The organism is Actinomadura rifamycini DSM 43936 (genome assembly GCF_000425065.1).
In the GTDB taxonomy this organism is placed as follows: domain Bacteria; phylum Actinomycetota; class Actinomycetes; order Streptosporangiales; family Streptosporangiaceae; genus Spirillospora; species Spirillospora rifamycini.
In genome coordinates this window covers 364,176-389,101 of sequence record NZ_AULB01000007.1, presented here as the reverse complement: position 1 = coordinate 389,101, position 24,926 = coordinate 364,176, and the positions used below count along the sequence as shown (strand labels likewise).

Genomic DNA, 24,926 nt, shown 5'->3' with positions numbered 1-24,926 from the left:
CCGGCCCCGCCGGTGCCGCGGGCCGTCAGTACCGCAGGCCGTGGCCGTACGGGTAGAGGTCCCCGACCGTGACCGGGAGGCGGCCGCCGGGCTGCCTCCCGAACACGACCTCGGCCGCGCCCTCGTGCATCGCCGTGCTGACGCGCTGGGTCCGGGCGGTCGTCCCGTACGTGGTGAGGTAGGCGTCGACGTCCGGGTACGCGGTGATGTCGTAGGGGAGGCCGATCGCGACGGCCGCGACGGGCTTGCCGGTGGCCCTCAGCGCCCGCACCAGCTTCGCCTGCCCGTCCGGCAGCGTGCCGGACGAGAACGTCGCCACGACGATCCGGTCCGCGCCGCCCGCCGCCCGGACGGCCGCCGCGACGTCCGCGTCGGTCGGGTCGGGCGACGGCGCCTCCCAGCGCGACACCGGCCCCTCCGACGCCGCGTCCAGCGCGCGGGCGAACGGCTCGGTCTGGACGACGCCCGCGACGAGCGTCCGCTCCCCGGAGCCCGCGTCGAACGGCAGCACCCCGCCCGCGTTCTTCACGAGCGTGGTCGCCGCGACGCCCATCCGCGTCGCGCGCCGCCGGAACGCCTTGTTTCCGGACACCGCCGCGGCGGCCCGCGGACTTGCGAACCGGTGCCCGGCGACGTCGTACGTGCACTTCAGGTCGAGGACGCGCCGCACGGACTCGTCCACCCGGGACTCCGGCAGCTCGCCGCTGCGCAGCGCGTCCGCGAGCGCGCCGACGGCCTCGGCGCTCGCCGCGTGGTCGCCGGTCGACATGATGACGTCCGCGCCCGCCTTGATCGCCATCACCGTGGCGTCGCGGGTGCCCCAGTTCTCGTCGATGGCGTCCATCGCCATGCCGTCGGTGACGATCAGGCCGTCGAAGCCCATCTCCCCGCGCAGCAGCCCGGTCAGCACCTTGGGCGACAGCGTCGCGGGCAGCTCGGGATCGACCGCCTCGACGATGACGTGCGCCGTCATGATCGCCGGGACGCCCGCGTCGATCGCGGCGGCGAACGGCGGCAGGTGCACCTTCTCCAGCGTCGCGCGGTCGTACCCGACGGACGGCAGGCCGGTGTGGCTGTCGGTCTCGGTGTCGCCGTGCCCGGGGAAGTGCTTCGGCGTCGCGATCATCCCCGCCCGCCGGTACGCCGACACCTGCGTCTCGACGAGCCCGCTCACCAGGTCCGTCCGCTCCCCGAACGAGCGGACGCCGATGATCGGGTTCTCCGGCCGGGTGTTGACGTCCGCGACCGGGGCGTAGTTCCAGTGGAAGCCCATCGCGCGGGCCTCCGCCGCCGTGATCAGCGCGGCCTCGCGGGCGAGCGCCGGGCTGCGCGCGGCGCCGAGCCCCATGGCGTTCGGCAGGGCGGTCGTGCCCTCCCGGACGTTGTGGGTCGTGCCGAACTCGAAGTCGCCGGACGCGAGCAGCGGCAGCCCGAGCCGCGTGTCCCGCGCCCACTCCTGCAGCCGGTTGTTGTAGCGGGCCGCGAGTTCCGGCGTCCGCGGCTCGGACGTGATGAACGAGCCGAGCTTCAGGTCCTGAATCAGGTGGCGCGTCCGCTCGTCCGGCATCCCGTCGGGGCCGTCGAGCGTCACCGCCATGACGAGCTGGCCGACCTTCTCGGCGTCCGTCATGCGCGCCAGGGTCGCGTCGGCGTCGCAGCGCTGCCGCCCCCGGTCGGGCGGGGGCGCCTGCGCGTGGGCGCGCGGCTGCACGGCCGGGGCCAGCGCGAGCCCGAGGGCCGCGGCGACGACCGCGGGGAGCACCTTCATCTTCGCCTCCTGGACTGGTCCGATCTGGTATAGACCAGTTGATCGGCGGCGGCGCCGTCAAGGGGAAAAGTTGCCAAGGTCACGCCGGGGGCGTGCCCGCCCCCGGCCGTCCGAAGCGCCCGCGGGCGGTCAGCCCTTGATCTCCGTCCACGCCTGCGTCCACCGCTCGTACGGGACGCACTCGTCGCCGCGGTCGTCGCCGCAGTTCTGGACGGGCGTGCGCCAGAACGCGATGCGGTCGTAGAACTCGCGGTCGCCGACGCGGTAGGTGTCGCAGAAGCCCGCCGCGGTGTACCGGCACGCCTTCGGGTTCGCGGGCGCCTCCCCGAACCACTGCCCGACCTGCGCCTGCACCTGCGGCGTCGTGATCCAGTTCATCCACTGGTACATGCAGGACGGGTGCTTGGCCTTCGAGGAGACCATCCACGTGTCGGACCAGCCGGTGGCGCCCTCGCTCGGGAGGGTCGTCGCGACCGGCACCTTCTGCGCCTTCGCGAGGTTCGCCGTCACCTGCCAGGCCGTCCCCGCGTAGTTCGCGGCGACCTCGAACGACTGGAGTTCGTCCAGGTAGTTGTGCCAGTACTGGTTGACCATCGGCCGCTGCCGCTTCAGCAGGTCGACGGCCGCGGCGAACTGCTCCTCGTCGAGCGCGTACACGTCCGTGATGCCCAGCTCGGGCCGGTGCGTCTTCAGGTAGAGGGCCGCGTCAGCGATGTAGATCGGGGAGTCGTAGGCGACGACGTGCCCGGCGGCGGGCGAGTCCTCCTCCCAGACGACGCTCCAGGACGCGGGCGGCTGCGGCAGCTTGTCCGTCCGGTACATCAGCATGTTCGCGCCGTACCCGTGCGGGACGCCGTACATCTTGCCGTCGACGGAGTTGTACGGCTGGTCCTTCAGGTACGGCGCGATGTCGGCGTAGTTGCTGAGCAGCCGGGTGTTGACGGGCGCGACGAGGCCGCCGTAGATCAGCCGCAGGCTCGCGTCCCCGGACGCCGACACGCCGTCGTACCGGCCGGTCTCCATCAGCGCGACCATCGCGTCGGAGGTGTCCGCGATCTTCGCGTTGACCTGGCAGCCGGTCTTCTTCTCGAACGGCGTCACCCAGTCGACGTTCGGGTCGTGCGCGCCGTCCTCCGCGTACCCGGTCCAGACGACGAGGTCGAGGCGGCCCTCGCCCTCGCCGATGTCCTGCCGGATCGGCAGGTCGGGCGGCGCCGACGGGCTCACGGCGGCGTCGCCGCCGCCGACGCACGCGCCGGTCAGGCCCGCCACGAGCGCCAGCGCCCCCGCGGCGAGCGCGGACCGCGCGCGCGTCCGGGACCGCCGGACGCGGGCCGCCGGGCGCGCACGCCGGACGTCCGGACGGTGCGAACTGGACTCTCGGGGGGTTTCGGGCATCACGCCGGATGATCGTAGAGGTATTTTCGGGTGTCCGTACATACCTACGGTGATGATCTCGACACGCGGGCCGCCGCGTCCTAGGCTCTCTGGACGCTCCCCCCGAAGATCCCGCACAACCGAAAGTTCCCCTGAAAGTGGCACAACGAGGCCGTTCCGCGGCGCCCGCGGTCCCCGCCGCCCAGCCGTCCGACCCGGCCGGCCAGGCGGTTCCAGCCGAGCCGACCGACCCGGCCGCCGCCCCGGCGCGGCGCGGGCCCAAGGCCGCCCGGTTCCGGTCCATCCGCTTCAAGGTCGTGCTGATGGTCACCGTCTCGGTGGTCTCGCTCGCCGCGCTGTGGTCGTTCGCCGCGAACATCGCGCTCGGCGAGGGCCTGAACCTGCGGCACGTCGAGACCGTCCAGGACCACTACGCCTACCCGGCGGGTGCCCTCGGCAGCGCCCTCCAGGAGGAGCGGCGGCTGTCGATGGTGTACCTCGGCGCCCGCGACCAGAACGCCGGCGCCGCGCTCGAGTCCGGCCGGCTCGTCACCGACCGGCAGGCGCGCCTGTTCCGCGACCTCGCCCGCCACGGCGAGGACCAGGACGTGCCGGGACGGACGCTGCGGCTCGCCGACAAGATCCTGCAGTCCCTCGACGGGCTCGGCGACCGGCGCCGCGCCATCGACTCCGGCGCCGTCGACCGGCACCGCGCGTTCGCCGACTACACGGCGCTGCTCTCCGACGTCGGCTCGCTGCAGGGCTCGCTCGTCACCCTCGACAACGCCGAGGTCGCCAAGGACGCGCGCAGCCAGGCCGAGCTGACCGAGGCCCGGGAGGCGCTCTCCCAGGAGAACGCCTGGCTCGCCGGCGCCCTCGCCGCCGGGCGCATGACGGCCGGCGAGCACTCCACGTTCGTCCAGCTCGTCGGCGCGCAGCGCACCCTCTACGCGCACGCCGCGGCCGACCTGCGCCCCGCCGACCGCCGGTACTACGAGCAGGTCGTGCAGTTCCCCGAGTACCGGCGGCTGCGCGCGATCGAGGAGCACTTCGTCGGGTCCCGCCGCGCCGTCGCCGAGTCCGGCGAGGCCGGGCGGCTGTGGAGGACCACCGTCGACTCCAACCTCACCCGGCTGCGCGGGCTGGAGCTGTCGCTCGCCGCCAACGCCGAGCAGCGCGCCGAACCGATCTCCGACCGGATCATCATGCGGGTCGTCCTCGCCGGAGCCCTCGGCGTCCTCGCGCTCGTCGCGTCCCTCGTCATCGCGGTGTGGGTGGCGCGCTCGATCATCCGCGAGCTGGCCCGGCTGCGCCGCGAGGCGATCGACCTCGCCGACGTCCGGCTGCCGGACGTCGTCGCGCGGCTGCGCCGCGGCGAGAACGTGGACGTCGCCGCGGAGGCCCCGCCGCTCGCGTTCGCCGCCCGCGAGATCGACGAAGTGGGGGAGGCGTTCAACGCCGCCCGCCGCACCGCGATCCAGGAGGCCGTCGCCGAGGCGACGCTGCGCCGCAACGTCAGCGAGGTCTTCGTCAACCTGGCCCGCCGCAGCCAGACGCTGCTGCACCGCCAGCTCAAGCTGCTGGACGCCATGGAGCGCCGCATCGAGGAGCCCGACGACCTCGAGGACCTCTTCCGCGTCGACCACCTCGCCACCCGCATGCGGCGGCACGCCGAAGGTCTCATCATCCTGTCGGGGCGGCCGCCCGGCCGCGGCTGGCGCACCCCCGTCGCGGTCGTCGACGTCGCCCGCGCCGCCGCGTCCGAGGTCGAGGACTACACCCGCGTCAACGTCGCCCCGATGACCGGCGCCGCCGTCGTCGGCCCCGCCGTCGCCGACGTCATCCACCTGCTCGCCGAGCTGATCGAGAACGCGACCGTCTTCTCGCCGCCGCACACCACGGTGCAGGTGCACGGGCAGGCCGTCGCGCACGGCTACAGCATCGAGGTCGAGGACCGCGGCCTGTCGATGGACGACGCCGCGCTCGCCGCCGCGAACGAGCGGCTCGCGACCGCCGAGGAGTTCGACCTGTCCGACAGCGGCCGGCTCGGCCTGTTCGTCGTCGGCCGCCTCGCCCGGCGGCACGGCGTCCGGGTCACCCTGCGCACCTCTCCGTACGGCGGCATGACCGCGATCGTGCTGCTGCCCGAGGACCTCATCGTCCGCGCCGACGAGCCGGACGGCCCGCCCGCGCTCACCACCCGGCGCGCCGAGGAGGCGCTCGTGCCCGCGGGCACCGTCGTCTCCCCCGCCCGTCCGGGCGAGGACCGCGGCGCCGTCCTCCGCCTGCCCGCCTCCATGGTCGGGGACGTGCCCGCCGCCCCGCGCGGCGCCGCCCCGCCCGGCGGGTCCGCCAACGGCGCCCGCCGCCCGGACGGCCCCGGCGCGCCGGGCGACCGCAGGACGCCGCTGCCGCGGCGCCGCCGCGGCGCCCCGCAGCCCGGCGAGGCGCCCTACGAGCCGTGGCAGGACGACGCCGCCGCCCCGGACGACGTCGCGGACGACGTCGCGGACGACGTCGCCGAGGACGTCGCGGGGAACGTCCTGGGGGACGTTCCGGACGAGGCCGACCCGCTCCGCCCCTCGCGGTTCGCGCCCGAACCGCCCGCGCCGCCCGCGCGGCCGGAGGAGGCGGCGCCCGCGGAGCCCGAGCCCGAGCGCGCGGACCGCGGGGACGTTCCGGACGGCGGCGCGCCGAGCGAGCGGCAGCGGCCGCTCGGGGACGTGCGGCGCCGCAAGCCCGGAGCGGAGCGGCCGGCGCTGCCGAAGCGGGTCCGGCAGCAGAACATGGCGGCGCAGCTCCGCGACGCCGAACCGGCGGCCGCGGACGGCGGCGCCGAGGAGCCGGCCCCCGCGCGCCGCACCCCCGAGGAGGCCCGCGCGATGATGTCGTCCATCCAGCGCGGCACCCGGCGCGGGCGCGCCCAGGTCGAGGACGGTGAGGACTCCGGATGAGCGAATGGCTCGACGACGAGGCCGGACCGATCGTCCGGTCGTACGCGCTGACCCGCGGCCGGGCCCGGCCCGCCGGCGACGAGCCCTTCGACATGATCAGTCTCATCGCCACCGCGGGCCGGCCGCGCGCCGGGACGCCCGGGATCGGTCCCGAACACCTGCACATCCTCGATATGTGCGCCGCGCCGCAACCGGTCGCCGAGGTCGCCGCGCGGCTCGAACTGCCCCTCGTCGTCGTCCGGGTGCTCCTCGGGGACCTGCTCGGCCAACGGCTGATCACCGTCACCCGCCCCCGGCAGGAGAGCCCGCTCTCCAAGGAAAGTCTCCTCAGGGAAGTGCTGCATGGTCTCCAAGCCCTCTGAACCGGTCGCGGTGAAGATCCTCATCGCCGGGGGATTCGGCGTCGGCAAGACGACCCTCGTCGGCGCCGTCAGCGAGATCCGCCCGCTGCAGACCGAGGAGCTGCTCACCGACCGGGGCGTCGGCGTCGACGACATCGAGGGCGTCGAGCAGAAGACGACCACCACGGTCGCGATGGACTTCGGCCGCATCACCGTCCGCGACGGCCTCGTCCTGTACCTGTTCGGGACGCCCGGCCAGGACCGGTTCTGGTTCATGTGGGACGAGCTGTCGTCGGGGGCGCTCGGCGCGGTCGTCCTCGCCGACACCCGCCGCCTCCAGGACTGCTTCCCGGCCGTCGACTACTTCGAGAGCCGCGGCCTGCCGTTCATCATCGGCGTGAACTGCTTCGACGACGGCTACGACTACACCGTCGACGAGATCCGCGAGGCGCTCGACCTCGGCGCCGCGGTCCCCGTGGTGCTGTGCGACGTGCGGAGCCGGACGTCCGGCAAGGAGGTGCTGACGACGCTGGTCACGCACCTGCTCGCGGTCAACGAGAAGGAGAAGGCGGCCGCCCGGTAGCCTGCTGCGGTGTTCCGGACCCGCGCCCGCCTCAGCGACGGCCGAGAGATCGTCTACTACGACGAGCGGCCGGGCCGCGCGCCGGTGCCCGACCCGCGCGGGCTGCCGCCGGTGGAGCCGCTCAGCGAGACGCGGCGCGACCCGCTCACCGGCGACCCCGTCACGATCACCGCGCACCGCAACGCGCGCACGCATCTGCCGCCCGCCGACGAGTGCCCGCTGTGCCCCGGCGGCCCCGCCTCCGAGATCCCCGACCCCGGGTACGACGTCGCCGTCTTCGAGAACCGCTTCCCCTCGTACGCCGCGGCCGCCCCGCCCGTCCCCGCCGCGGTGGACGGCGTCCCGCTGTTCGAACGGGCCCGGGGCGCCGGACGCTGCGAGGTCGTCTGCTTCACCGACGACCACGGTGCCGCGCTCGCCCGGCTGCCCGTGTCCCGCGTCCGGACGGTCGTCGACGCGTGGGCGGACCGGACGGCCGAACTGTCGGCGCTCCCCGGCATCGAGCAGGTGTACGTGTTCGAGAACCGCGGCGTCGAGATCGGCGTGACCCTGCACCATCCGCACGGCCAGATCTACGGGTACCCGTTCGTCACCCCGCGGACCCGGCGGATGCTCGCGACGGCCGCCGCGCACGGCGGCGACCTGCTCGGCGACGTCCTCGCCGCCGAGCGCGCCGGGCCCCGCGTCGTCCACGCGGGCGAGCACTGGACGGCGTACGTCCCGGCCGCCGCGCGCTGGCCCGTCGAGGTCCACCTCACCCCGCACCGGCACGTCCCCGACCTCGCCGCCCTCGACGGCGCGGAGCGGGACGAGCTGGCCGCCGTCTACCGGGACCTGCTGCGCCGCCTCGACGCCCTCTACGGCACGCCGCTCCCGTACGTCGCGGGCTGGCACCAGGCGCCCGTCCGCGCGGGCCGCGACCTGCTGCGGCTGCACCTGGAGCTGTTCTCGGTCCGGCGCGCCCCCGACAAGATCAAGTACCTGGCGGGGTCGGAGTCGGGGATGGCCGCCTGGATCAACGACGTCCCGCCGGAGGACGCCGCCGCGCGGCTGCGCGCGGTCACTGCCGGCTGAGCGTCCGCGTCACCCCGGCCGCGATCGTCGTCGCCAGCACCCAGCCCGTGCTGATCAGCGTGTACGCGAGCCACTGGTGCCACCCGGCGGGCTTGAACGCCTTCTGCTGCCCGAAGTCGATGATCGGCAGGAGGAGGTCGAGGGTGAAGAACAGCGGGTTGAAGTCGGGATGCTCGTCGGCCTTGAGCGGCGCCGGATGCTCGGACCCGAACGCGGCCGTCCCGACGAGCAGCAGCCCGGCGAGCCACGCGGCCGCCCACAGCGGCCGGAACCCGTACCCGACCGTCGCGTCCTGGAGGTAGCCCCAGACGCGCCGGTACAGGGGCAGCGTCCGGCGGCGCCGCCGCTGCTTGGCGAGCAGGACGTTGCGGGACGCGACGTCGTCGCCCGCCCGCAGGTACGCCGCCGCGAGCTGCTCGTACGCGTGCGGCACGTACCCCTCGACGTCCCGTTCGAGCATCGGCACCCGCACCTTCGGGGGCAGCCGCGGGTCGAGCGACTCGTACGTCAGCCCGTCCAGCCGGACGTCGCCGCGCAGCGCGCTCGGCGGCAGGTGCAGCAGCCCGAACCGGGCCCGCCGCAGGTCGGTCTCGCCGTCGATGCGCGCCTCGGGCAGCCAGAGCTCGCCGACCGCGGCGCTGGTGGCCTGCAGCGACGACAGGCGGGCCCCGCGGAGGCCGAGCAGACCGGGGACCGCGGCGGCGCGCAGATCGATCTCACCGGTGAACCGTGCCCGCGTCGCCGACACGTCCGTTCCGACGCTGAGGCTCTTGGCGTCCAAGGCCCGCCCGTCGGCGTTCTCCATGCGCACGTCGATGAAGTCGATGCGGTGGCCGATCCGCGTCCGGCGCAGATCGATCTCCCCTTCGCTGCGGAGCCTTCTGCCGATCAGGTTCTGGCCGACGCTGAGGCTCTGCGCCAGCACCGCGTGGCCTCCGGGGTTGCTCAGCACGGCGTCCTCGAGGTTGAGGTTGCCGGTGACGGACGCGCTGTTCAGCTGGATCTCGCCGTGGGCTTCGAGGCCCGGCGCCCACACGTCGTCCTCCAGCACCGAATGGTTGAGGTGGAGGATCTCGCCCTGGTTCGCCCCCGGGGTGCCGAGCCGGGCGCGTTCGAGGAAGAGCGCGCGGGCGACGCGGATGCCGCCGAGGCTCATCCGCCCCGGGACCCGGCACTCGGTCATCCGCAGGACGCCGCTGACGTGCATCGTCGCGGCGAACAGCCCGGGGAGGAACGACCTGCTCAGGTTGAGCTGCGTCAGGTGCGACGCGTACAGGTTCGGGACCTCCTCGAAGTGGCACGCCCACAGCCGGATCGGGTGCTCGACCGTGGCGTACTGGAGGTCCAGCGTCCCGGTGATCCGCGCCCCGGACACCCGGAGGGCCGCGACCTCGCCGTTCTCCGGCGGGCGGAGCAGCAGCTTGCGCAGCACCCATGCCCGCACGGTGCGTTCGGGCCCCCACGCGGCGCCGTCCGCGGCGTCGTCGCCGTCCCGCGAGAAGTCGACCTTCGCGCCCGTCCGGAACGCCCGCCACACCCGCCGTTCGGCGGCCGTCAGCTCGACCGGCTCCACGCGTCCCTCCGCCCGCCGTGATCTTGTGGTCAACGGATATACCGGACGTGCGCCCGTTCGTCACCCCCGCCTCGGCGCGACCGCGCGGCACGCGGCCGGTTCCCGGGAGGTCAGCGGGTGCCGCCGACGTAGCGGCGGCGGGCGCCGAGCAGGCGGCGGTCGTCGATATACCTCGTCGGTTCGTGCAGGAGGGATTCCGCGCGGACTTTGCCGTAGACGACGTTCAGTGTGCGCATGTTGTACCAGGGGGTGCCGCAGCAGGAACAGCCGCGGCCGGACAGGTAGGTTTCCTGGTGCCGCAAATACTGGTTCGGTTTCAGCAGTATGGGCGGACGATTCCCGAAGTCCAAACGAAGCCCTTCGGGTTCCTCCTCGACGCCGATGCGGCGCGGAAGCTCATGCCCGACGGCGGCCTGCGGGGAGAAGTCCTCCCACTCGCGCATCCACACCGTGTGGACGAACGGCGGCGGCTCGTCCGGCAGGGGGAAGGCGACCGGGGCCGCGTTGCGGCGCGCGGCCCCCTTGCCGCCGCGCGCGTGCTTGGTCCAGGTGATTTCGACCATTTGAAGAGCGAAGTCCACTCCGCCATGTTCGGTGAAACTCCCAGTAAAGAACAAGCGGCCAAACGGTCCGGCCGCGATTGCGCAAAAATACGGACGGTGCCGATGGGCTGGCCTAGTGTGCGGGCATGGTCGCGCGTGCGGAACTATTGGCGCAGGGATCCTTCGAGAACGTGCGGGCCGCCGGGAGCGCCGGCGGCCGCGCGGCCACGGCCTGCGCGTCGCTGGTCGGGGACGGCGGCGCCGTCGGCCTCGCGTGGGACCTCGCGCGCGGCGCCCGGGTGGGGGACCCGCTGCCCGGATTCCCCTGCGACGGCGAGGCGTGGGCGTTCGGCGTCCTGCCGGGCCCCCGCGGCGACTCGCCCGTCGTGGCGTGGGCCGGCGGCGGGCGGGTCCACGTCCACGACGTCCACGGCGGCGGAGAGGTCGTCATCGACGAGGCGGAGGCGTCGTTCCCCGACATGGTGGGGCTCGCCGTCCACCGGGGGCGCGGGGCCGTCGTGACGGTGTTCGACCGGCGCCCGCAGGCGGAGATCATCCTCTGGGACGCCCGCACCGGGGAGCGGCTGGCGGACTTCGAGACGTGGTCGGGGTACCGGAGGCCGGACCGGCGCGTCCTGCACGCCACCCCGGACTCGGGGCCGCTCATCGCCCTGGCCTGCGACGCCGAGCGGGCCTGCGACGCCGAGCGGGCCGAGGACGCCGACCCCCGCCGCTCCGCCGTCGTCGGCGTGCTGGACGCCGAACTCGGGCGGCAGATCGCGGAGCTGGACCGCGGCCCCGCCCGGGAGGCGCCGATGGTCCCGTGGGAGGGCGGCGTCGCTCTGGTCCTGGCGGAGCCGGGACGGATCGTGGTGCGGAGCCCGGACGGCGAGGAAGCGGCCGCCGTGGACGCGCCGGAGGTCGCGGGCGCGTACGCGGACGTCGCGGCGGCCCGGGTGGACGGGCGCCTGCTGGTCGCGGCCGGCGACTTCCGGGAGGGCGCCTACACCGTGCGGGACGTCGCCCGGCCGGAGCCGCTCGGCCGCGTCGAGGTGCCCGGGCCGGTCGGCGGCGCGGCGCTGGCGCCCGACGGGACGTTCCTCGCCGCGACCGACACCGGCCTGTACCGGGCGCGCGTCAGCGGACCCGGAACCTGAACTCGAACTCGCACCGGTCGCCGCGCACCCCGACCGACCCCGGGCGGACGATGGGGCGGTCGTGGCGGCGGCCGTCGTCGACCGCCCGCAGCAGCTCGCGTCCGGCCTGCGCGACGGTCACGACGACCGGGGACGTCCCGGTGGCGCGCACCTCGAACCGCTGCCATGCGCCGAACGCGTAGGGGTGGCGCACCTGCGCGAGGGTGAAGTACCGGCCGCCGTTCGCGGGGCCGCCCCTCAGCTTCTTCTTGACGACGAGCAGCCCGTCCCGCCGGTTGAGTGAGGCGACGTACAGCTCGGTCTCGTCCTGGCGGCGCAGCATCACGTGCACCCCGTCGGTGGCCCGCGCGCCGCCGGGCAGCAGCCGCACGTTGCGCACGTCCAGGACGACGTGGACGTCGCGGCGGTCGGTGCGGCGGGAGTGCATGCGGAACATGCTCGATCCGGTGCCGCCGGACGACGCCGCGTCCGGCGCGGCGGTGTCCGGCGGGCCCGTCCACAGCAGGCCGCCGCGCTCGTAGAGGGAGCCGCTCGTGACGTCCCAGACGGGGGAGCGGCGCGCGTCCGCGGCGCCCGGATTCCAGTGCGCGTACTCGTTGGCGACGAGCCGTGCAGGGACGGGCGCGCGGCCGGGGCCGTCCGGGCGGGCGAGCGCCCAGACGGCCCACGCGACCGGGACGGCCCCGGCGAGGGCGCCCGCGACGATCAGCCGGGCGCGCATCAGCCGGGGAGCGCCGTGCAGAACCCGCGGGCCCGCAGCCCGCGGACGACCGTCGGGAGGGCGCGGACGGTCGCCGCGGAACGGGCGACGCCGTCGTGCATGAGCACGACCGCGCCCGGTTCCGCCCGGGTAAGGACGGTCGCGGCGATCTCCTCCGGGGTGCGCCCCCGCCAGTCGTGCGTGTCGATCGTCCAGCGGACCGTCCGCATGCCCAGCGCGCGCGCCTGCGCCTCCACCATCGCGTCGCCCGCGCCGAACGGCGGCCGGAACAGCGTCGGACGGGGCGCGCCCGCGTCCTCGACGGCGGCGGACGTGTCGGCGAGCTGCCGCCGGACCTGCGCGGGCGTCAGGTCGGTGAGGTGCGGGTGGTCCCAGCTGTGGTTCTCGACGCGGTGCCCGGCCGCGACTATTGCGCGGACCATGCCGGGCCGGGCGGCGGCCTTCTCGCCGGTCACGTAGAACACGGCGCGGACGCCGTGGGCGCGCAGCACCTCGAGGATCTGCGGCGTGTAGACGTCCGGGCCGTCGTCGAACGTCAGCTCGACGCGGCCCCGCGCGCAGCGGTTCGCGGTGCTCGCGGGCGCGAGCATCCCGGGGGTGAGGACGTCGCGGGCCTCGGCGGCGGACGCGGACGCGCCCCCGCCCGGCCCGAGCTCGTGCCGGGCCAGGGGAAGGACGAGCGCCAGCGCGAGCACCCCGAAACCCAGTTCGAGGAGGTGGCGGCGGACGGTCGGGCCCGAGGTCATGAGTCCAGATCCGTGAGGGAGAAGTCGTCGACGGTGAGGGTGCCCGTGCCGGGGAGCGCGATGCCGAAGCTGAGGTTCGCCGCCCCCGCGGGAACCGGCGGCGTGGTGACCAGGGACCGCTGCCAGGTTCCCGTCTCGGCGAGGGCCGGGCCGTTCGTCCAGAACGTCCAGGCGCCCGTGGCGGTGCGGTAATAGATGCTCATCTTCGCGTTGACGGTGGCGGGCCACGAGCCCTTGAACCAGACGCCGAGTGCGTACCTGTGCCCCGGTATCGCGGCGGGGGCGCACGTACCGGCGTCCTGGCGGGTGACGAGCTTCCTGTCGCCGGACGTACGCGACGTGACCTCGACCCGGTGCGCGTACTGGCCGGTGCGCGCGTCCTGGGTGCGGGTCCAGGTGTAGGTGTTCGTGCCCCAGCCGCCTTCCTGGAAGCACGCGGGCACGCCGTCGGCGGCGGCCTCCAGCGACGGGTTCTGCACCTGCGTCGGCGACGGCGGACCCGGGACCGGCGGCCGCACGGCGCCGCCGACCACCTCGTCGACCGTCCGGACGACCGTGCCGCCGGACGCCCGCGCGGCGAGCCAGCCGAGGAACGCGTCGAGCGTCGCGGGCGTCACGGCGTAGGAGTCGCCGCAGCCGTCGCACACGTGGTGGAACACGAGCGGCACCCAGCCGCCGCCGTCCTCCTCCGCCTGCGTCACGTACCGCTTGAGCCGGTCGAGCGTCGTGTCCGTCTTGACCGAGTCGGGCGTGCGGACCGCGTACGGCGCGGCGGGCGGGACCGCCTCCGCGCGGTCGCACCCGGCGCAGCTCCCCGGGGACACGAGCCCGCCGACCGTCCGCGCGCTGTTGTAGCCGCAGTCCGCCACGACGTCCGCGGCCCCGGCGTCGACCGCGCCGTAGGGGTAGGCGAAGCTCGTCACCTCGAACCCCATGGCGAGCAGGGCGACCCGGTCGTCGCACACCTGCCGCCGCCGCTCCGCCACGGGCAGCGACGGCACGTTCGCGTGCGAGACGGTGTGCCCGCCTATCTCGTGCCCGCCGGCCGCGAGCGTCTCCAGCTGCGCGCGGGTCATGTAGCCGGACGCGTCGACACGGGCGCTGTTGACGTAGAACGTGCCGTCCATGCCGTGCGCGTCCAGGACGGGACGGGCGTTGTCGTACTGGTCCCGCGCCCCGTCGTCGAACGTCAGGGACACGACGGTGCCCGCCGCCGCCCGCGCCGGCATGGCGCCCAGCGCCGCCGGGGCCGCCGCCGGCAGGGACGCGGTGGCCAGGACGGCCGCCGCGCGGACGAGGAGGGTCCGGGGAAGAGGAGCCCGGGCATGGGGGATGCGTGTGGGGGAAGGCATCGTCGCCTCTCTGTGAAGGGGGCGGGGGCGCGCGGTCAGCGGCCCCCGAGCGGGACGAACGTCGGATCGTGGAACGTCACCGTGCACCCGCCGCGCGCCGTGATCCCCAGCCGGACGCCGCCGCGGTCGATCGGCGGGCCGGACCCGCCGGCCAGGGCGGCGCGCAGCGGCCGGGCGCCCTCGACCTCGACGGTCAGCCGGTCCCCGCGCACCTCGACCGCGACGTCGCGGGCCCCGTCGCCGCCGTCCGGGCCGTCCAGCCGGGCCCGGCCGAGCGGCACCGGGGCGCGGTCGCCGACCTGCCGCCGCGCCACCACCGCCCCGTCGCCGACCACGACCTCGACGCGGCCGGGACGCCCGGCGCCCGCGCCGTCCCGCACCGCGACGACCGCGCCGGAACGGGGGCCCAGGCCCGAGACCGACGCCGTCACCCGGTAGTCCCGCCACCGGCTCGTGTTCGGCCCGCCGTCGCCCGTGCCGCCGAGCACGCACGCGCCGTACCGGTCGCCCGTGACCCGCAGGTCGGCGCCGTGCCGGGCGCACGCCGCGCCGTCGCCGCGCCACGGCAGCGCCGCGAGCGCGTGCGGCGGCGGCGCGGGCACCGCGGCGCGGATCAGCTCCAGCAGCCCGGCGGCCGAGGTGGTGCGGCGGACGCCGATCCGGTCGACGCGGTACGGCGGCGTGTCCGCGCCGACCGCGTCCACGTGCCCGTCCGGGACGCCCTCGCCCGTGAACGCCGCGCGGAACCCGGCGTCCCGGAGCAGCCCGGGCAGCGCGGCGGCGGCGCGCCGGTCGTTGCCCGCCGCCTCCCCGAACGGGTACGAGAACGCGGCGGCCTCGCGGCCGAGCGTCCGGCGGAAGAAGTCCTGCGACCGCGCCAGGTCCGCGCGGACGCGCGCCCGCCACGCGTCCAGCGTCTCCGGGCGCCCGCCCGCGACGATCCGGTTCGGCAGCGGAGCGCCCACGTCGCCCGGGATCCGCACCCGGTCGTCCAGCGCGTGCGAGTGCGACCCGAACTCCCACCGGCCGGTCCCGGCGAGCGCCCGCACCTGCTTCGTCGACAGGTAGTACGACGGCGTCCCCGGTTCGACGATCCGCCCGGTCGCGAGGAACGCCGCCGCCGTGAACCCGTGCTCCGCGAGGACGGGGTCGGCGTTCGTCCAGTCGGTGAGGCGCCCGTCGTCGAACGTGAGCAGCAGCGCGCGCGGCGGCAGCCGGACGGGCCGGCCCCGCAGCAGGTCGAGGACGTCCCGCAGGCGCACGGTCTCGTACCCGGCGGCGTCCAGCGCGGCCATGTGCGCCCCGAACCGCTCCCGGGTGAGGGTGCTCTGCGCGCCGTCGCGGTCGTCGACGCCGTGGTAGGTCAGCGCGACGACCGTCCCCGGGTGCGCGGGCAGCGCGGCGGCGGCCCGCGCGACCTCCGGGTCGAGCCGGACCGCCGCCGCCTCGGCCTGCCCGGGGTCGAACGGGCGGCTGATCGACACCCACGTCACCATCGCGAGGGCGAGGGAGCACAGGAACACGAACCCCGTGGCCGCGCGGAACCCCCGCGCCCGCCCGGGCGGCGGCCGCTCCCACGGCGCATCCTCCGCCGCGTCCGCCGTCCCGCCCGGTGCCCCGCCCGCCGGGTCAGGCATCGCCGCCGCCCGTCGCGCCGTAGACCCGCAGCGCCCGCGGGACCGCCGGGACGGCCGGTTCAGCGCCGCCGTCCCGCGTGCCCCAGCTGCCGTCCCGGATCCGCGCGATCGCCCACAGCAGCTGCGGGGAGAACGCGACGTAGAAGAACGTGCCGACGAACGCGTAGATCCACAGGCCGTCGTTCCGCAGCATCCGGTACAGCAGCGCGTACCCCATCGCCACCAGGTACAGGCCGAGGAAGTACACCATCGGGAACCGCCCGCCCGCCAGCGGCGCCAGCAGCCCGTACAGGACGACGAGCGGGCTGAGCATGCCCGCGATCGTCTGCACGGCGACCGACGGCAGCGCGCGGGTCCGGCTCCGCCAGATGTGCGCCAGCAGCAGCGGGCCCTCCCGGCTCCACGACTTCTTCCAGCGCAGCTGCTGCCGGAAGAACTTGCGGTACCGGTCGGGCGCGTCCGTCCACGCCTCCGCGCGCGCGTCGTACCGGGTCGTCCAGCCCGCCTTCAGGACGCGGTTGGTCAGCGCCCGGTCGTCCCCGTACGTGCACTCGACGCCGAGGAAGCGCTGGTGCTCCCACGCGTCCAGCAGCGGCGCGATCGCCGCCCGCCGGTACGCCGCGAAGCAGCCGGAGCAGCAGGTCACCGCGCCCAGCACCGACTCGGCGCTCTTCAGGAGCTGGAACGACACGTAGTACCGGGCCGCCTGCATCCGCGTCAGGACGTTGCGCTCCGCGTTGCGGACGTACGTCAGCCCGGAGATCGCGCCGACCCGCGGGTCCGCGAAGCCCTGGACGAGCCTGCGCACCGACTCGGGCGCGGGCATCGAGTCGGAGTCGACGAACACCAGGATCTCCGCCGAGGTCGCGCGGATCCCCGCCGCCATCGCCGCCCGCTTGCCCCGGTTCTCGCCGAGGTCGACGCAGCGCACCCGCCCGTCCGGGTACCGGGCGGCGGCCCGCCGCATGTGCGTCCACGTGTCGTCGCTCGACCCGTCGTTGACGACGACGACCTCCAGCCCGTCCTCCGGGTACGCGAGGCCGAGGCACGAGTGGATCGTCCGGGCGACGGCCTCGCCCTCGTTGTAGGCGGGCACGACGATCGCGACGGACGGGGTGATGCCCGCGTCCCTCGGCGGCCGGTAGCACGCCGCGAGCGCGAACCGGCTCAGCACGTACCCGCTGACCAGCACCGTGTAGCCCGACAGCAGCAGGTCGCCGCGCAGGTACGCGAGCTTCACGCCCACGTGCCACACGATCAGCGCGCAGATGGCCGCGACCAGCGCGAGCGCGCCCAGCGCGGTGAGCCTCCCGGTCCGCGGGCGGGCCGGGAGGCGGGGGCGGCGCCTCACAGGGCCACGCGCCGGGCCGCGCCGGTGAACCGGTACGTCGCGTCCAGGACGAGCTGGTCGTGCGGCAGCGCGGCGAGGTCGACGCCGGGCTGCGGGGTGTGCGCGATGACGAGGTCGGCGGGGCGCGGGGCGACCGAGGCGAGCTTCGTCCCGCCGCCGGTGACCAGCTCCGGCACCCGCGGATCGTGGTACGCGACCTCGGCGCCCGCCGCGAGCAGCCCGTCGATGACCTCCAGGGCGGGCGACTCCCGCAGGTCCTCCACGCCCGGCTTGTACGCGACGCCCAGCACCAGGACGTCCGCGCCGGCCAGTCCCCGCCCGGCGTCCGACAGCACCTGCCGCGCCCGCTCCACGACCTGCCGGGGCCGCGTCGCGATCGCGGTCATCGCCGCCGCGACCACCGGCGGGTGCAGCCGGTCGGCGCGCAGCTGCCACAGCAGGTAGTGCGGGTCGCAGGGGATGCAGTGCCCGCCCGCGCCCGGCCCCGGGAAGAACGGCATGAACCCGTACGGCTTCGTCGCCGCCGCCTCGATGACCTCCATGACGTCGAGGCCGAGCACGCCCGCCGCGTCCGCGAACTCGTTGACGAGCGCGATGTTCACCGCGCGGAACGTGTTCTCCAGCAGCTTCGTCATCTCCGCCGCGTCCGCCGACGACACCCGGTGGATCCGTTCGGCGTACCGTCCGAGCACCGCCGCGGCCCGCTCCGCGCACCGGGGCGTCACCCCGCCGACGACGCGCGGGACGTCCTCGTGGGCGTGCCGGTCGTTGCCGGGGTCGATCCGCTCGGGGCTGAACGCGACGAACACGTCCGTCCCGACGCGCAGGCCCCGCGCGGCGAGCGGCGCGGCGAGGATGTCCCGCGTCGCCCCCGCGTACGTCGTCGACGTCAGGACGATCGTCTGCCCGGGGCGCGCGTGCGCGACGGCCGCCGTGCACGCCGCGCTGAGCGCCCCGAGGTCCGGCACGAGGTGCCGGTTCACCGGCGTCGGCACGCAGATGAGCACCGCGTCCGCCGCGGCCGCGGCGGCGGGGTCGGCGGTCACGGCCAGCGCGTCGCCCGCCGCGCGGAGCCGCTCGCGGTCGCCGCGCAGCAGGTCGACGCGTCCGCTGCGGATGTCCTCCAGGCGCCCGGTGTCCAGATCGACGCCGAGGACCCGCAGGCCCCGGGCGTGGAACGCGAGCGCGGTCGGCAGGCCGACATAGCCGAGCCCGATGACGGCGACGTCGTAGGTCGGGGCCTCGGTGGGCAGGGCGGCAGAGGGCATGTACGTGAGATCTCCCCGTGTGGTGCTCCGCGAGCACGGCAAGCCAATGGCAAAGGCGTAGTAAATGCTCTTTGGCCGCCGTTTGGCGGGGCACCGCACCGCGACGTATATCGCCTACGCCACTTGCCGGATGACGTGGCGAACGTCACTCACGATCATGCCCTTTGAGCTGTGCCGGAACGCCGGAACGCCGGGATCCGCCCCCAGGGGGGACGCATCCCGGCGCTCCGGCGCCGAGCGGTCAGAGCTCGGCGCCGTCGTCCTCGCCCGCGCCGGACGACTCGGCGGACGATACGGACGCCGTGGTCCGCTCCGCCTCCGCGTCCGCGGAGCGCGCCGTGGGCCACGCGTCGAGCTGGGTGCGACGAGGGTTCGCCAGAGGGCTGTCCATTTCTGCTTCTGTCCTCCCGTAGACGCTTCTCGGTGGCTCGGCCTACCGAAATAAGGAGATCTTCTCCGATGACCCACCCGGTTCGGCAAAATGGTCTAGACCGCGAACCGGTGGCGGATCATCCGCCCCCGTGGTAACGCGCCCATTCCATGATCAATTCCGTCCCGGGAAAACCGCCGGCCGCCCCGGCCCCGTCCTGGCACTCTCCCCCCATGGACGTCCCCGAACTGATCGCGCTGCAGCGGTCCGGCGCCCGCCTCAAGTTCCTCTTCTTCTGGCGGGAGCACGGCCCCGCCGGGTGCCTGAGCCAGTGGCACGCGTCGCCGTTCACCGTGGACGGCGTCCGGTACGCGACGGCCGAGCACTACATGATGGCCGAGAAGGCGCGCCTGTTCGGGGACGAACGCGCCGTGGCGGCGATCACGGACGCGCCGCACCCGGGGCGCGCCAAGGACCTCGGCCGCCGCGTCGCCGCGTTCGACGAGGCCGTGTGGCGCGAGCACCGGCTCGGCATCGTCGTCCGCGGCAACCTCGCGAAGTTCGCGCAGCACGACGATCTGCGCGCCTACCTCCTCGGCACCCGCGACCGGATCCTGGCCGAGGCGAGCCCCCTCGACCGGATCTGGGGCATCGGCCTGACCGCCGGCGACCCCCGCGCCGAGCGCCCCGACGCCTGGCGCGGCGAGAACCTCCTCGGCCGGGCCCTCATGGCCGTCCGCGCCTCCCTGGCCTGACCCCCGGGAACATACCCCTAGGGGTATACGTTGGAGCGGGTGAGAGGAAGGGGAGCCCGATGGAGATGGACGCGACGGTCCTGGCGGACGCCCTCACCCGGCTCAAGCGGGCCCACGGCCAGCTGGGCGGAGTGATCGCGATGGTGGAGAACGGGGAGGACTGCGAGAAGGTCCTGATCCAGCTCGCCGCCGTCTCCAAGGCGCTCGACCGCGCCGGCTTCAAGATCATCGCGACCGGCCTGGAGCAGTGCCAGGTCGCCCGCGAGCGCGGCGAGCAGCCGCCGATCACCCCGGAGCGGCTGGAGAAGCTCTTCCTGTCCCTGTCCTGACGAACGGCCCTCCCGAGTCCGGGCGGGCCCCGCTCTGGCACATACCCCCGGGGGTATTGTCTGTCGCGTATACCCCGGGGGGTATACGAAAGGAGTCACGATGATCCGCACCGAGGTGGTGGAGACCTCCTCCCTCGGCGACCGCAGCTACCTCGCCCACGACGGCCGGGTCGCCCTCGTCGTCGACCCGCAGCGCGACATCGACCGCGTCCTGGCGCTCGCCGGACGGCTCGGCGTCCGCATCACGCACGTCGCCGAGACCCACGTCCACAACGACTACGTCTCCGGCGGGCTCGCCCTCGCGCGCCTCACCGGCGCCGCGTACCTGGTCGCCGCCGCCGACGACGTCGCGTTCGACCGCACCCCGGTGGCCGGCGGCGACGAGATCGCCGTGTCCCCGGGCATGCGCGTCACCGCCGTCGCCACGCCCGGCCACACCTACCACCACCTGTCCTACGTCCTGTCCGGCCCGGACGGCTCCGAGGGCGTCTTCACCGGCGGCTCCCTGCTGTTCGGCACCACCGGCCGCACCGACCTCCTCGGCGGGCGGCACGCGCACGACCTCGCCCACCGCCAGCACGCCTCCGCCCGCCGCCTCGCCGACCTCCTCCCGGACGGCGCGCACGTCTGGCCCACGCACGGCTTCGGCAGCTTCTGCTCCGCCGCCCAGTCGGACGCGCCCGCGTCCACCATCGGCCGCGAGCGGGACACGAACCCGGCGCTGCGCCTCGAAGCGGACGACTTCGTCACCGAGACCCTCGCCGGACTCGACGCCTACCCCGCCTACTACGCCCACATGGGCGCGCGGAACACCGCCGGCGCCGACCCGATCGACCTCACCCCCGCCGCCGCCGTCGACCCCGCCGAACTCCGCGCCCGCGTCGACGCCGGCGAATGGGTCGTCGACCTCCGCTCCCGCCGCGCGTTCGCGCACCGGCACCTCGCCGGCACCCTCAGCTTCGGCCTGGACGGCCCCATGGCGACCTGGCTCGGCTGGCTCGTCCCGTGGGGCGCGCCCGTCACCCTGCTCGGCGACGGGCCCGAGCAGATCGCCGAAGCCCAGCGGGAACTCGCGCGCATCGGCATCGACCGTCCGTCCGGCGCCGCCGCGGGCGACCCCCTGGACTGGGCGGGCGGCGACCCCGCCCGCACCACCGGCACCCCGGTCGCCGCGTTCGCCGACCTCGCCGCCGCCCGCGCGGGCCGCGCGCCCCGCGACCTGCCCGCCCCGGACGTCGTCCTGGACGTCCGGCTGACCGGCGAGTGGCGGGAGAGCCACATCGACGGCGCCGTGCACGTGCCGCTGCCCGAGCTGCCCGCGCGGCTGGACGACGTCCCGCCCGGGACGGTCTGGGTCCACTGCGGCTCCGGCTACCGCGCCGCGGCCGCCGCCGCGCTCCTCGAACGCGCCGGCCGCACGGTCGTCCACATCGACGACTCCTACGACCGCGCGACCGGCCTCGCCGCCTGACGAAAGGAAACCCCGTGAAGCACACCCTGGACGCCGCCGCGCTGCGGCACCTGCTCGACTCCCCGGACGCCCCCCGCGTCGTCGACGTCCGCAGCCCGGCCGAGTTCGCGGGCCCGCGCGTGCCGGGCTCGCTGAACATCCCGCTCCACGTGCTCCGCGAGCACGCCGCCGAACTGCGCGGGCACCTCGGCGAGCGGACCGTCCTCGTCTGCCGCTCCGGCCCGCGCGCCGAGCAGGCCGCCGCGGCCCTCGCCGTCGACGGCGTGCGCGTCCTGTCCGGCGGCCTGACCGCCTGGCAGGCGGACGGCGCCCCCGTCGAAACCGGACGCCCCCGCTGGGACCTCGAACGCCAGGTGCGCCTGGTCGCCGGCTCGATCGTCCTGACGTCGGTCCTGGCCAGCACCGCCGCCCCCCGCGCCAAGTGGGTCGCCGCCGCCATCGGCGGCGGGCTGACGTTCGCCGCCCTCTCCGGCACCTGCGCGATGGGGACGGCCCTGTCGAAGCTCCCCTACAACCGCGGCCCCCGCACCACCATCGAGAACGTCCGAGCCGCGCTGCGCCGATGACCGCCCTCGTGCTCGGCGCGGCCATCGGCGTCCTGCTGGGCCTGCTGGGCGGCGGCGGCTCGATCCTCGCGGTGCCCGCCCTGGTCTACGGCGCGGGCCTGCCGCTGTCCGCCGCGATCCCCGCGTCGCTGCTCGTCGTCGGGATCTCCTCGGCGACCGCCGCGCTCCCGCGCCTGCGCGACGTCCGCTGGCGGATCGCCGCGGTCGTCGGCGGCGCGGGCGCCGCGGCGGCCGTCGGCGGCGCCGCCCTCGGCCGGCTGCTGCCCGACCAGGCGATCATGCTCGGCTTCGCGGCGCTGATGGTCGCCGCGGGGGCGCGCATGCTCGCGGGCGACGTCCCGTCGGGCGGGGCCTGCGCCCTGCCCGGCGGCGGCGTCGACTGGCGGGCGTGCCTGCCGAAGTCCGCCGCCGCCGGGGCGGCCGTCGGCGTCCTCACCGGCCTGTTCGGCGTCGGCGGCGGCTTCCTCGTCATCCCGGCCCTCGTCCTCGGCCTGGGCCTGCCGATGGCGGCGGCCGTCGGCACCTCGCTGGTGATCGTGGCCGCCAACGCCGCCGCCGGGTTCGCCGTCCACGCGGGCGACGCCGCCCTCGACGTCGGCGTCGTCGGCGGCTTCACCGGCGCGGCGATCGCCGGGTCGCTGGCCGCCGCCCGCCTCGCGCCCCGCATCGACGCCGCCCGGCTCCGCCGCTGGTTCGCGCTCTTCGTCTTCGCGGTGGCCGCCTTCGTGACCGTCCGGACGCTCCTGTTCCCGGCCACCCTCGCGTCCTGACCCGCGCCTACCCGCGCGAGGACAGGTAGAGGCGGGCGGCGGAGGTGCCGAGGCCGGACGGGCGCAGGTCGCGGGCGTCGATCCTGCGTTCGTTGTAGCGGTCGGTCTCGCTGTGCCACTTGAGGATGCCGGCCATCCAGTCGCGGATCTCCTCGACGTACGCGGCGAGGGCCGCGCGGGCGCGGCCGTCGAGGGCGAAGTCGTCGCAGACGAGCGGGAGGTCGTTGGCGACGAGGTGCTCGAACTGGCGGCGGCGGGACGTGATGAGGTCGTTCACGATCGGGAGGGCCTCGTCGCGGCCGCAGTCGAAGAAGTGCTGGACGGCGAGCAGGCCGTTGTTCAGCTCGCCCTCGTACTCGATCTCCTTCTGGTACGAGAAGACGTCGTTCATCAGGCAGGCGACGTCCATCGCGGAGACGTCGATCTCGCGGAGGGTGCGGGTGCGGAACACCTCGGCGGGGATCTCGGCGGAGTGCTCGATGCGGGAGAGCGCCATCGTCATCTCGGAGCCGAACGTGTGGCGGCGCATCTCGACGTAGTCGACGGGGTCGGGGACGCGGCCCTGGAGGTGGTTGTTCAGCTCCCACACCCAGCTCTCGACCATGTGCTCGACGGAGGCGCGGAACTCGCGGCGGCCGCGGTCGTCCATCGGGGCGGCGGTGCGGCGCCACAGGTCCGCGAGGCCCTTCTCGAAGGCGTTCTCCGGGGGCGGGGTCGCGCCGAGGTCGAGGGGGAGGAAGCCGCCGACGCGGGCGTTGAACAGCTTCGCTCCGGCCATGTCGCGGTCGCGGTTGTAGACGGCCGGGAAGTAGTCGTCGCCGTAGGTGCCGACGGCGAGCCACTGGACGGCGAGGTCGAGCGCCTCCGGGGTGGCGTCGGGGGCGAGGGACGCGGCGCAGATCTCGAGCGCGCAGCCGGTGAGCTTCTCGGCCGACCAGACGGGGACGGGGAGGCGGGGGTGGGGGGAGAACATGCCCATCTCGGCCGCCCACGCGACGCAGTTGCGGCCCGCGCGGTCGCGGTGCGGGTTCACCCGCGCCGGGTACGGGATGTCGAAGTCGGGCAGCGGCGTCGGCCCCACTCTCTGGTGCGGGACGTGCGGGACGCTGAGCCGCGCGGACTTCACGAGCGCGGGCAGCCGCGCGGCCGACATGCCGATCGACCCCTTGGCGTTCATGTACCGGCTGGACGACATGTGCCAGTCGTGCCCGCCGGACTGCCAGTCCTGGAGGCCCTTGACGTACGCGGCGACGGCGGCGCGCTCGGACGGGTCGAGCGCGGCGTCCTCGAAGAGCTGCGGGAGCTCGGTGAGGGCGGTGTTCTCGAACTGGCGGAGCCGGGAGGTCAGCAGGTCGTTGACGGTGTCGGCGGCGACCTGCGGCGCGACGTCCAGGAACCGCTCCATGACGAGCACGCAGTTGTTGATCTCGCCTTCGCGCTCGGTCTCGCGCTGGTAGGAGAAGATGTCGTTGCGCAGGTGGACGCCGTCGGAGAACGTGTCCTTCAGGACGCGCAGCGGCCGGGTGGCGACGACCCGTTCGGGGATCTCGACGCCGGCGGCGTGCTCGACGAGGTCCGCCGACCAGGGCGCGCCGCCGACCTTGCGGCGCATCTCGATGTACTCGACGGGGTTCGGGACGCGGCCGGCGCTGATGTTGCGCAGTTCCCACAGCGATTCGCGGAGCAGGTTGTCGGTGCTGACGGCGAACCGCTCGCGCCAGGCCGCCGACTTGGCCGGGACGGTCCGGGCCCAGAGGTCGGCGAGGCCCCGTTCGACCGCGTTGGTCGCTTCCGGCGGCTCCAGGGACATGAACAGCGGGAGCCGATCGAGGTACGCGCGCGCGCCCGGGTGGTCCTGCGGCTTCTTGAAGACTTCGAGGAAGTGGTCGTCGAAATAGAACACCCAGACGTACCAGTCGGTGATGAGGTCGAGTTCGGGGCCGTCGCAGTCGGGGTGGGTGTAGGCGCACAGGAGCGGATAGTCGTGGGCGTCGAGTTCTGCCTCGTCCCAGATGTCCGGGGTGCCCGGGTCGCGAGTCTCGTCCAGCATCCCCATGTCGCGTGCCCAGGTCTTGCTGTGCGCGCGTGTGCTCTCCAGGTGCGGGTTCAGGCGTGCCGGGTACGGGACGTAGAAGTCGGGCAGCTCGAACGGTTGCATCGACCGGCCTTTCCATCGGGGACGGTCCGCAACTTACAGCACGTGCAAAGTTACCTAGGGTGA

General features: G+C 74.9%; 22 protein-coding genes. 10 read left to right on the top strand and 12 right to left on the bottom strand.

Annotated elements, in window-relative coordinates; translation table 11 throughout:
* Positions 1-25: 25 nt before the first annotated feature.
* Together H505_RS0104520 and H505_RS39795 are read right to left on the bottom strand one after the other, a co-directional pair.
* Positions 26-1,768, bottom strand: coding sequence for a glycoside hydrolase family 3 protein (locus H505_RS0104520; protein ID WP_034516547.1), 1,743 nt, complete (start codon positions 1,766-1,768; stop codon positions 26-28).
* 129 nt (positions 1,769-1,897) lie between these two features.
* The gene (locus H505_RS39795; protein WP_084549842.1) at positions 1,898-3,166 is read right to left on the bottom strand and encodes an ABC transporter substrate-binding protein; all 1,269 of its coding nucleotides are present in this window, start codon (positions 3,164-3,166) and stop codon (positions 1,898-1,900) included.
* A 137-nt stretch (positions 3,167-3,303) separates the two neighbouring features.
* Between H505_RS39795 and H505_RS39790 the strand changes: the two genes are divergently transcribed.
* From H505_RS39790 to galT, 4 genes are read left to right on the top strand one after another with little or no spacing between them, the layout of a single operon-like run.
* Positions 3,304-6,099, top strand: coding sequence for a nitrate- and nitrite sensing domain-containing protein (locus H505_RS39790; protein WP_051300217.1), 2,796 nt, complete (start codon positions 3,304-3,306; stop codon positions 6,097-6,099).
* Complete coding sequence (locus H505_RS0104505) at positions 6,096-6,461, top strand: DUF742 domain-containing protein (RefSeq protein WP_026401016.1); 366 nt, start codon at positions 6,096-6,098, stop codon at positions 6,459-6,461. Before H505_RS39790 ends, H505_RS0104505 begins: the two co-directional genes overlap by 4 nt.
* On the top strand, positions 6,442-7,023 hold the full coding sequence (locus H505_RS0104500; RefSeq protein ID WP_026401015.1) for a GTP-binding protein: 582 nt from the start codon (positions 6,442-6,444) through the stop codon (positions 7,021-7,023). The genes H505_RS0104505 and H505_RS0104500 overlap by 20 nt, the downstream gene beginning before the upstream one ends.
* A gap of 9 nt (positions 7,024-7,032) precedes the next feature.
* On the top strand, positions 7,033-8,097 hold the full coding sequence (gene galT / locus H505_RS0104495) for a galactose-1-phosphate uridylyltransferase (protein ID WP_026401014.1): 1,065 nt from the start codon (positions 7,033-7,035) through the stop codon (positions 8,095-8,097).
* Here the strand turns inward: galT and H505_RS51420 are convergent.
* Both H505_RS51420 and H505_RS39785 read right to left on the bottom strand, forming a co-directional pair.
* Positions 8,084-9,670 (bottom strand): hypothetical protein, encoded by a 1,587-nt coding sequence (locus H505_RS51420; RefSeq protein ID WP_026401013.1) that lies wholly within the window; start codon positions 9,668-9,670, stop codon positions 8,084-8,086. The two genes, galT and H505_RS51420, sit on opposite strands and share 14 nt — an antisense overlap.
* Before the next feature lie 110 nt (positions 9,671-9,780).
* Positions 9,781-10,233 (bottom strand): hypothetical protein, encoded by a 453-nt coding sequence (locus H505_RS39785; protein WP_051300215.1) that lies wholly within the window; start codon positions 10,231-10,233, stop codon positions 9,781-9,783.
* Positions 10,234-10,358: 125 nt separating this feature from the next.
* On the opposite strand from H505_RS39785, the gene H505_RS0104480 reads away from it, so the two are divergent.
* Positions 10,359-11,369, top strand: coding sequence for a hypothetical protein (locus H505_RS0104480; protein ID WP_157432898.1), 1,011 nt, complete (start codon positions 10,359-10,361; stop codon positions 11,367-11,369).
* On the opposite strand, the gene H505_RS39780 is transcribed toward H505_RS0104480, so the two are convergent.
* The 7 genes from H505_RS39780 to H505_RS49680 all read right to left on the bottom strand — a co-directional run bounded on the left by H505_RS39780 (position 11,350) and on the right by H505_RS49680 (position 18,835).
* A complete protein-coding gene (locus H505_RS39780; protein WP_051300213.1) occupies positions 11,350-12,090 on the bottom strand; it encodes a hypothetical protein in 741 nt (246 codons plus the stop codon). The genes H505_RS0104480 and H505_RS39780 overlap by 20 nt on opposite strands.
* Complete coding sequence (locus H505_RS39775) at positions 12,090-12,836, bottom strand: polysaccharide deacetylase family protein (protein WP_051300211.1); 747 nt, start codon at positions 12,834-12,836, stop codon at positions 12,090-12,092. Before H505_RS39775 ends, H505_RS39780 begins: the two co-directional genes overlap by 1 nt.
* Positions 12,833-14,188, bottom strand: coding sequence for a polysaccharide deacetylase family protein (locus tag H505_RS39770; RefSeq protein WP_051300209.1), 1,356 nt, complete (start codon positions 14,186-14,188; stop codon positions 12,833-12,835). The genes H505_RS39775 and H505_RS39770 overlap by 4 nt, the downstream gene beginning before the upstream one ends.
* Before the next feature lie 35 nt (positions 14,189-14,223).
* On the bottom strand, positions 14,224-15,825 hold the full coding sequence (locus H505_RS0104460) for a polysaccharide deacetylase family protein (protein ID WP_026401011.1): 1,602 nt from the start codon (positions 15,823-15,825) through the stop codon (positions 14,224-14,226).
* Complete coding sequence (locus H505_RS39765) at positions 15,818-17,176, bottom strand: glycosyltransferase family 2 protein (RefSeq protein WP_051300207.1); 1,359 nt, start codon at positions 17,174-17,176, stop codon at positions 15,818-15,820. Before H505_RS39765 ends, H505_RS0104460 begins: the two co-directional genes overlap by 8 nt.
* A complete protein-coding gene (locus H505_RS0104450) occupies positions 17,173-18,444 on the bottom strand; it encodes a nucleotide sugar dehydrogenase (protein WP_026401010.1) in 1,272 nt (423 codons plus the stop codon). The genes H505_RS39765 and H505_RS0104450 overlap by 4 nt, the downstream gene beginning before the upstream one ends.
* A gap of 241 nt (positions 18,445-18,685) precedes the next feature.
* On the bottom strand, positions 18,686-18,835 hold the full coding sequence (locus tag H505_RS49680; protein ID WP_157432897.1) for a hypothetical protein: 150 nt from the start codon (positions 18,833-18,835) through the stop codon (positions 18,686-18,688).
* A 212-nt stretch (positions 18,836-19,047) separates the two neighbouring features.
* Here H505_RS49680 and H505_RS0104440 point away from each other — a divergent pair, with 212 nt between their 5' ends.
* The 5 genes from H505_RS0104440 (at position 19,048) to H505_RS0104420 (ending at position 22,705) form a co-directional block, all read left to right on the top strand.
* Positions 19,048-19,569 carry an NADAR family protein gene (locus tag H505_RS0104440; protein ID WP_026401009.1) on the top strand — a complete coding sequence of 174 codons (522 nt, stop codon included), beginning with the start codon at positions 19,048-19,050 and terminating at the stop codon, positions 19,567-19,569.
* Between the two features lie 59 nt (positions 19,570-19,628).
* Positions 19,629-19,898, top strand: coding sequence for a metal-sensitive transcriptional regulator (locus H505_RS0104435; protein WP_026401008.1), 270 nt, complete (start codon positions 19,629-19,631; stop codon positions 19,896-19,898).
* 100 nt (positions 19,899-19,998) lie between these two features.
* The gene (locus H505_RS0104430; RefSeq protein ID WP_026401007.1) at positions 19,999-21,369 is read left to right on the top strand and encodes an MBL fold metallo-hydrolase; all 1,371 of its coding nucleotides are present in this window, start codon (positions 19,999-20,001) and stop codon (positions 21,367-21,369) included.
* Positions 21,370-21,383: 14 nt separating this feature from the next.
* Positions 21,384-21,935: a rhodanese-like domain-containing protein gene (locus H505_RS0104425; protein ID WP_051300206.1), complete on the top strand. Its 552-nt coding sequence runs from the start codon at positions 21,384-21,386 to the stop codon at positions 21,933-21,935.
* Positions 21,932-22,705 (top strand): sulfite exporter TauE/SafE family protein, encoded by a 774-nt coding sequence (locus H505_RS0104420; RefSeq protein ID WP_026401005.1) that lies wholly within the window; start codon positions 21,932-21,934, stop codon positions 22,703-22,705. The genes H505_RS0104425 and H505_RS0104420 overlap by 4 nt, the downstream gene beginning before the upstream one ends.
* 7 nt (positions 22,706-22,712) lie before the next feature.
* On the opposite strand, the gene H505_RS0104415 is transcribed toward H505_RS0104420, so the two are convergent.
* A complete protein-coding gene (locus tag H505_RS0104415) occupies positions 22,713-24,863 on the bottom strand; it encodes a terpene synthase family protein (protein WP_026401004.1) in 2,151 nt (716 codons plus the stop codon).
* Positions 24,864-24,926 lie beyond the last annotated feature (63 nt).

Coding starts and splice junctions, on each gene's coding strand:
- H505_RS0104520 (WP_034516547.1), bottom strand. CDS start 1,768: ATGAAGGTGCTCCCCGCGGTCGTCGCCGCGGCCCTCGGGCTCGCGCTG.
- H505_RS39795 (WP_084549842.1), bottom strand. CDS start 3,166: ATGCCCGAAACCCCCCGAGAGTCCAGTTCGCACCGTCCGGACGTCCGG.
- H505_RS0104505 (WP_026401016.1), top strand. CDS start 6,096: ATGAGCGAATGGCTCGACGACGAGGCCGGACCGATCGTCCGGTCGTAC.
- H505_RS0104500 (WP_026401015.1), top strand. CDS start 6,442: ATGGTCTCCAAGCCCTCTGAACCGGTCGCGGTGAAGATCCTCATCGCC.
- H505_RS39785 (WP_051300215.1), bottom strand. CDS start 10,233: ATGGTCGAAATCACCTGGACCAAGCACGCGCGCGGCGGCAAGGGGGCC.
- H505_RS0104480 (WP_157432898.1), top strand. CDS start 10,359: ATGGTCGCGCGTGCGGAACTATTGGCGCAGGGATCCTTCGAGAACGTG.
- H505_RS39780 (WP_051300213.1), bottom strand. CDS start 12,090: ATGCGCGCCCGGCTGATCGTCGCGGGCGCCCTCGCCGGGGCCGTCCCG.
- H505_RS39775 (WP_051300211.1), bottom strand. CDS start 12,836: ATGACCTCGGGCCCGACCGTCCGCCGCCACCTCCTCGAACTGGGTTTC.
- H505_RS39770 (WP_051300209.1), bottom strand. CDS start 14,188: ATGCCTTCCCCCACACGCATCCCCCATGCCCGGGCTCCTCTTCCCCGG.
- H505_RS0104460 (WP_026401011.1), bottom strand. CDS start 15,825: ATGCCTGACCCGGCGGGCGGGGCACCGGGCGGGACGGCGGACGCGGCG.
- H505_RS0104450 (WP_026401010.1), bottom strand. CDS start 18,444: ATGCCCTCTGCCGCCCTGCCCACCGAGGCCCCGACCTACGACGTCGCC.
- H505_RS49680 (WP_157432897.1), bottom strand. CDS start 18,835: ATGGACAGCCCTCTGGCGAACCCTCGTCGCACCCAGCTCGACGCGTGG.
- H505_RS0104440 (WP_026401009.1), top strand. CDS start 19,048: ATGGACGTCCCCGAACTGATCGCGCTGCAGCGGTCCGGCGCCCGCCTC.
- H505_RS0104435 (WP_026401008.1), top strand. CDS start 19,629: ATGGAGATGGACGCGACGGTCCTGGCGGACGCCCTCACCCGGCTCAAG.
- H505_RS0104430 (WP_026401007.1), top strand. CDS start 19,999: ATGATCCGCACCGAGGTGGTGGAGACCTCCTCCCTCGGCGACCGCAGC.
- H505_RS0104420 (WP_026401005.1), top strand. CDS start 21,932: ATGACCGCCCTCGTGCTCGGCGCGGCCATCGGCGTCCTGCTGGGCCTG.
- H505_RS0104415 (WP_026401004.1), bottom strand. CDS start 24,863: ATGCAACCGTTCGAGCTGCCCGACTTCTACGTCCCGTACCCGGCACGC.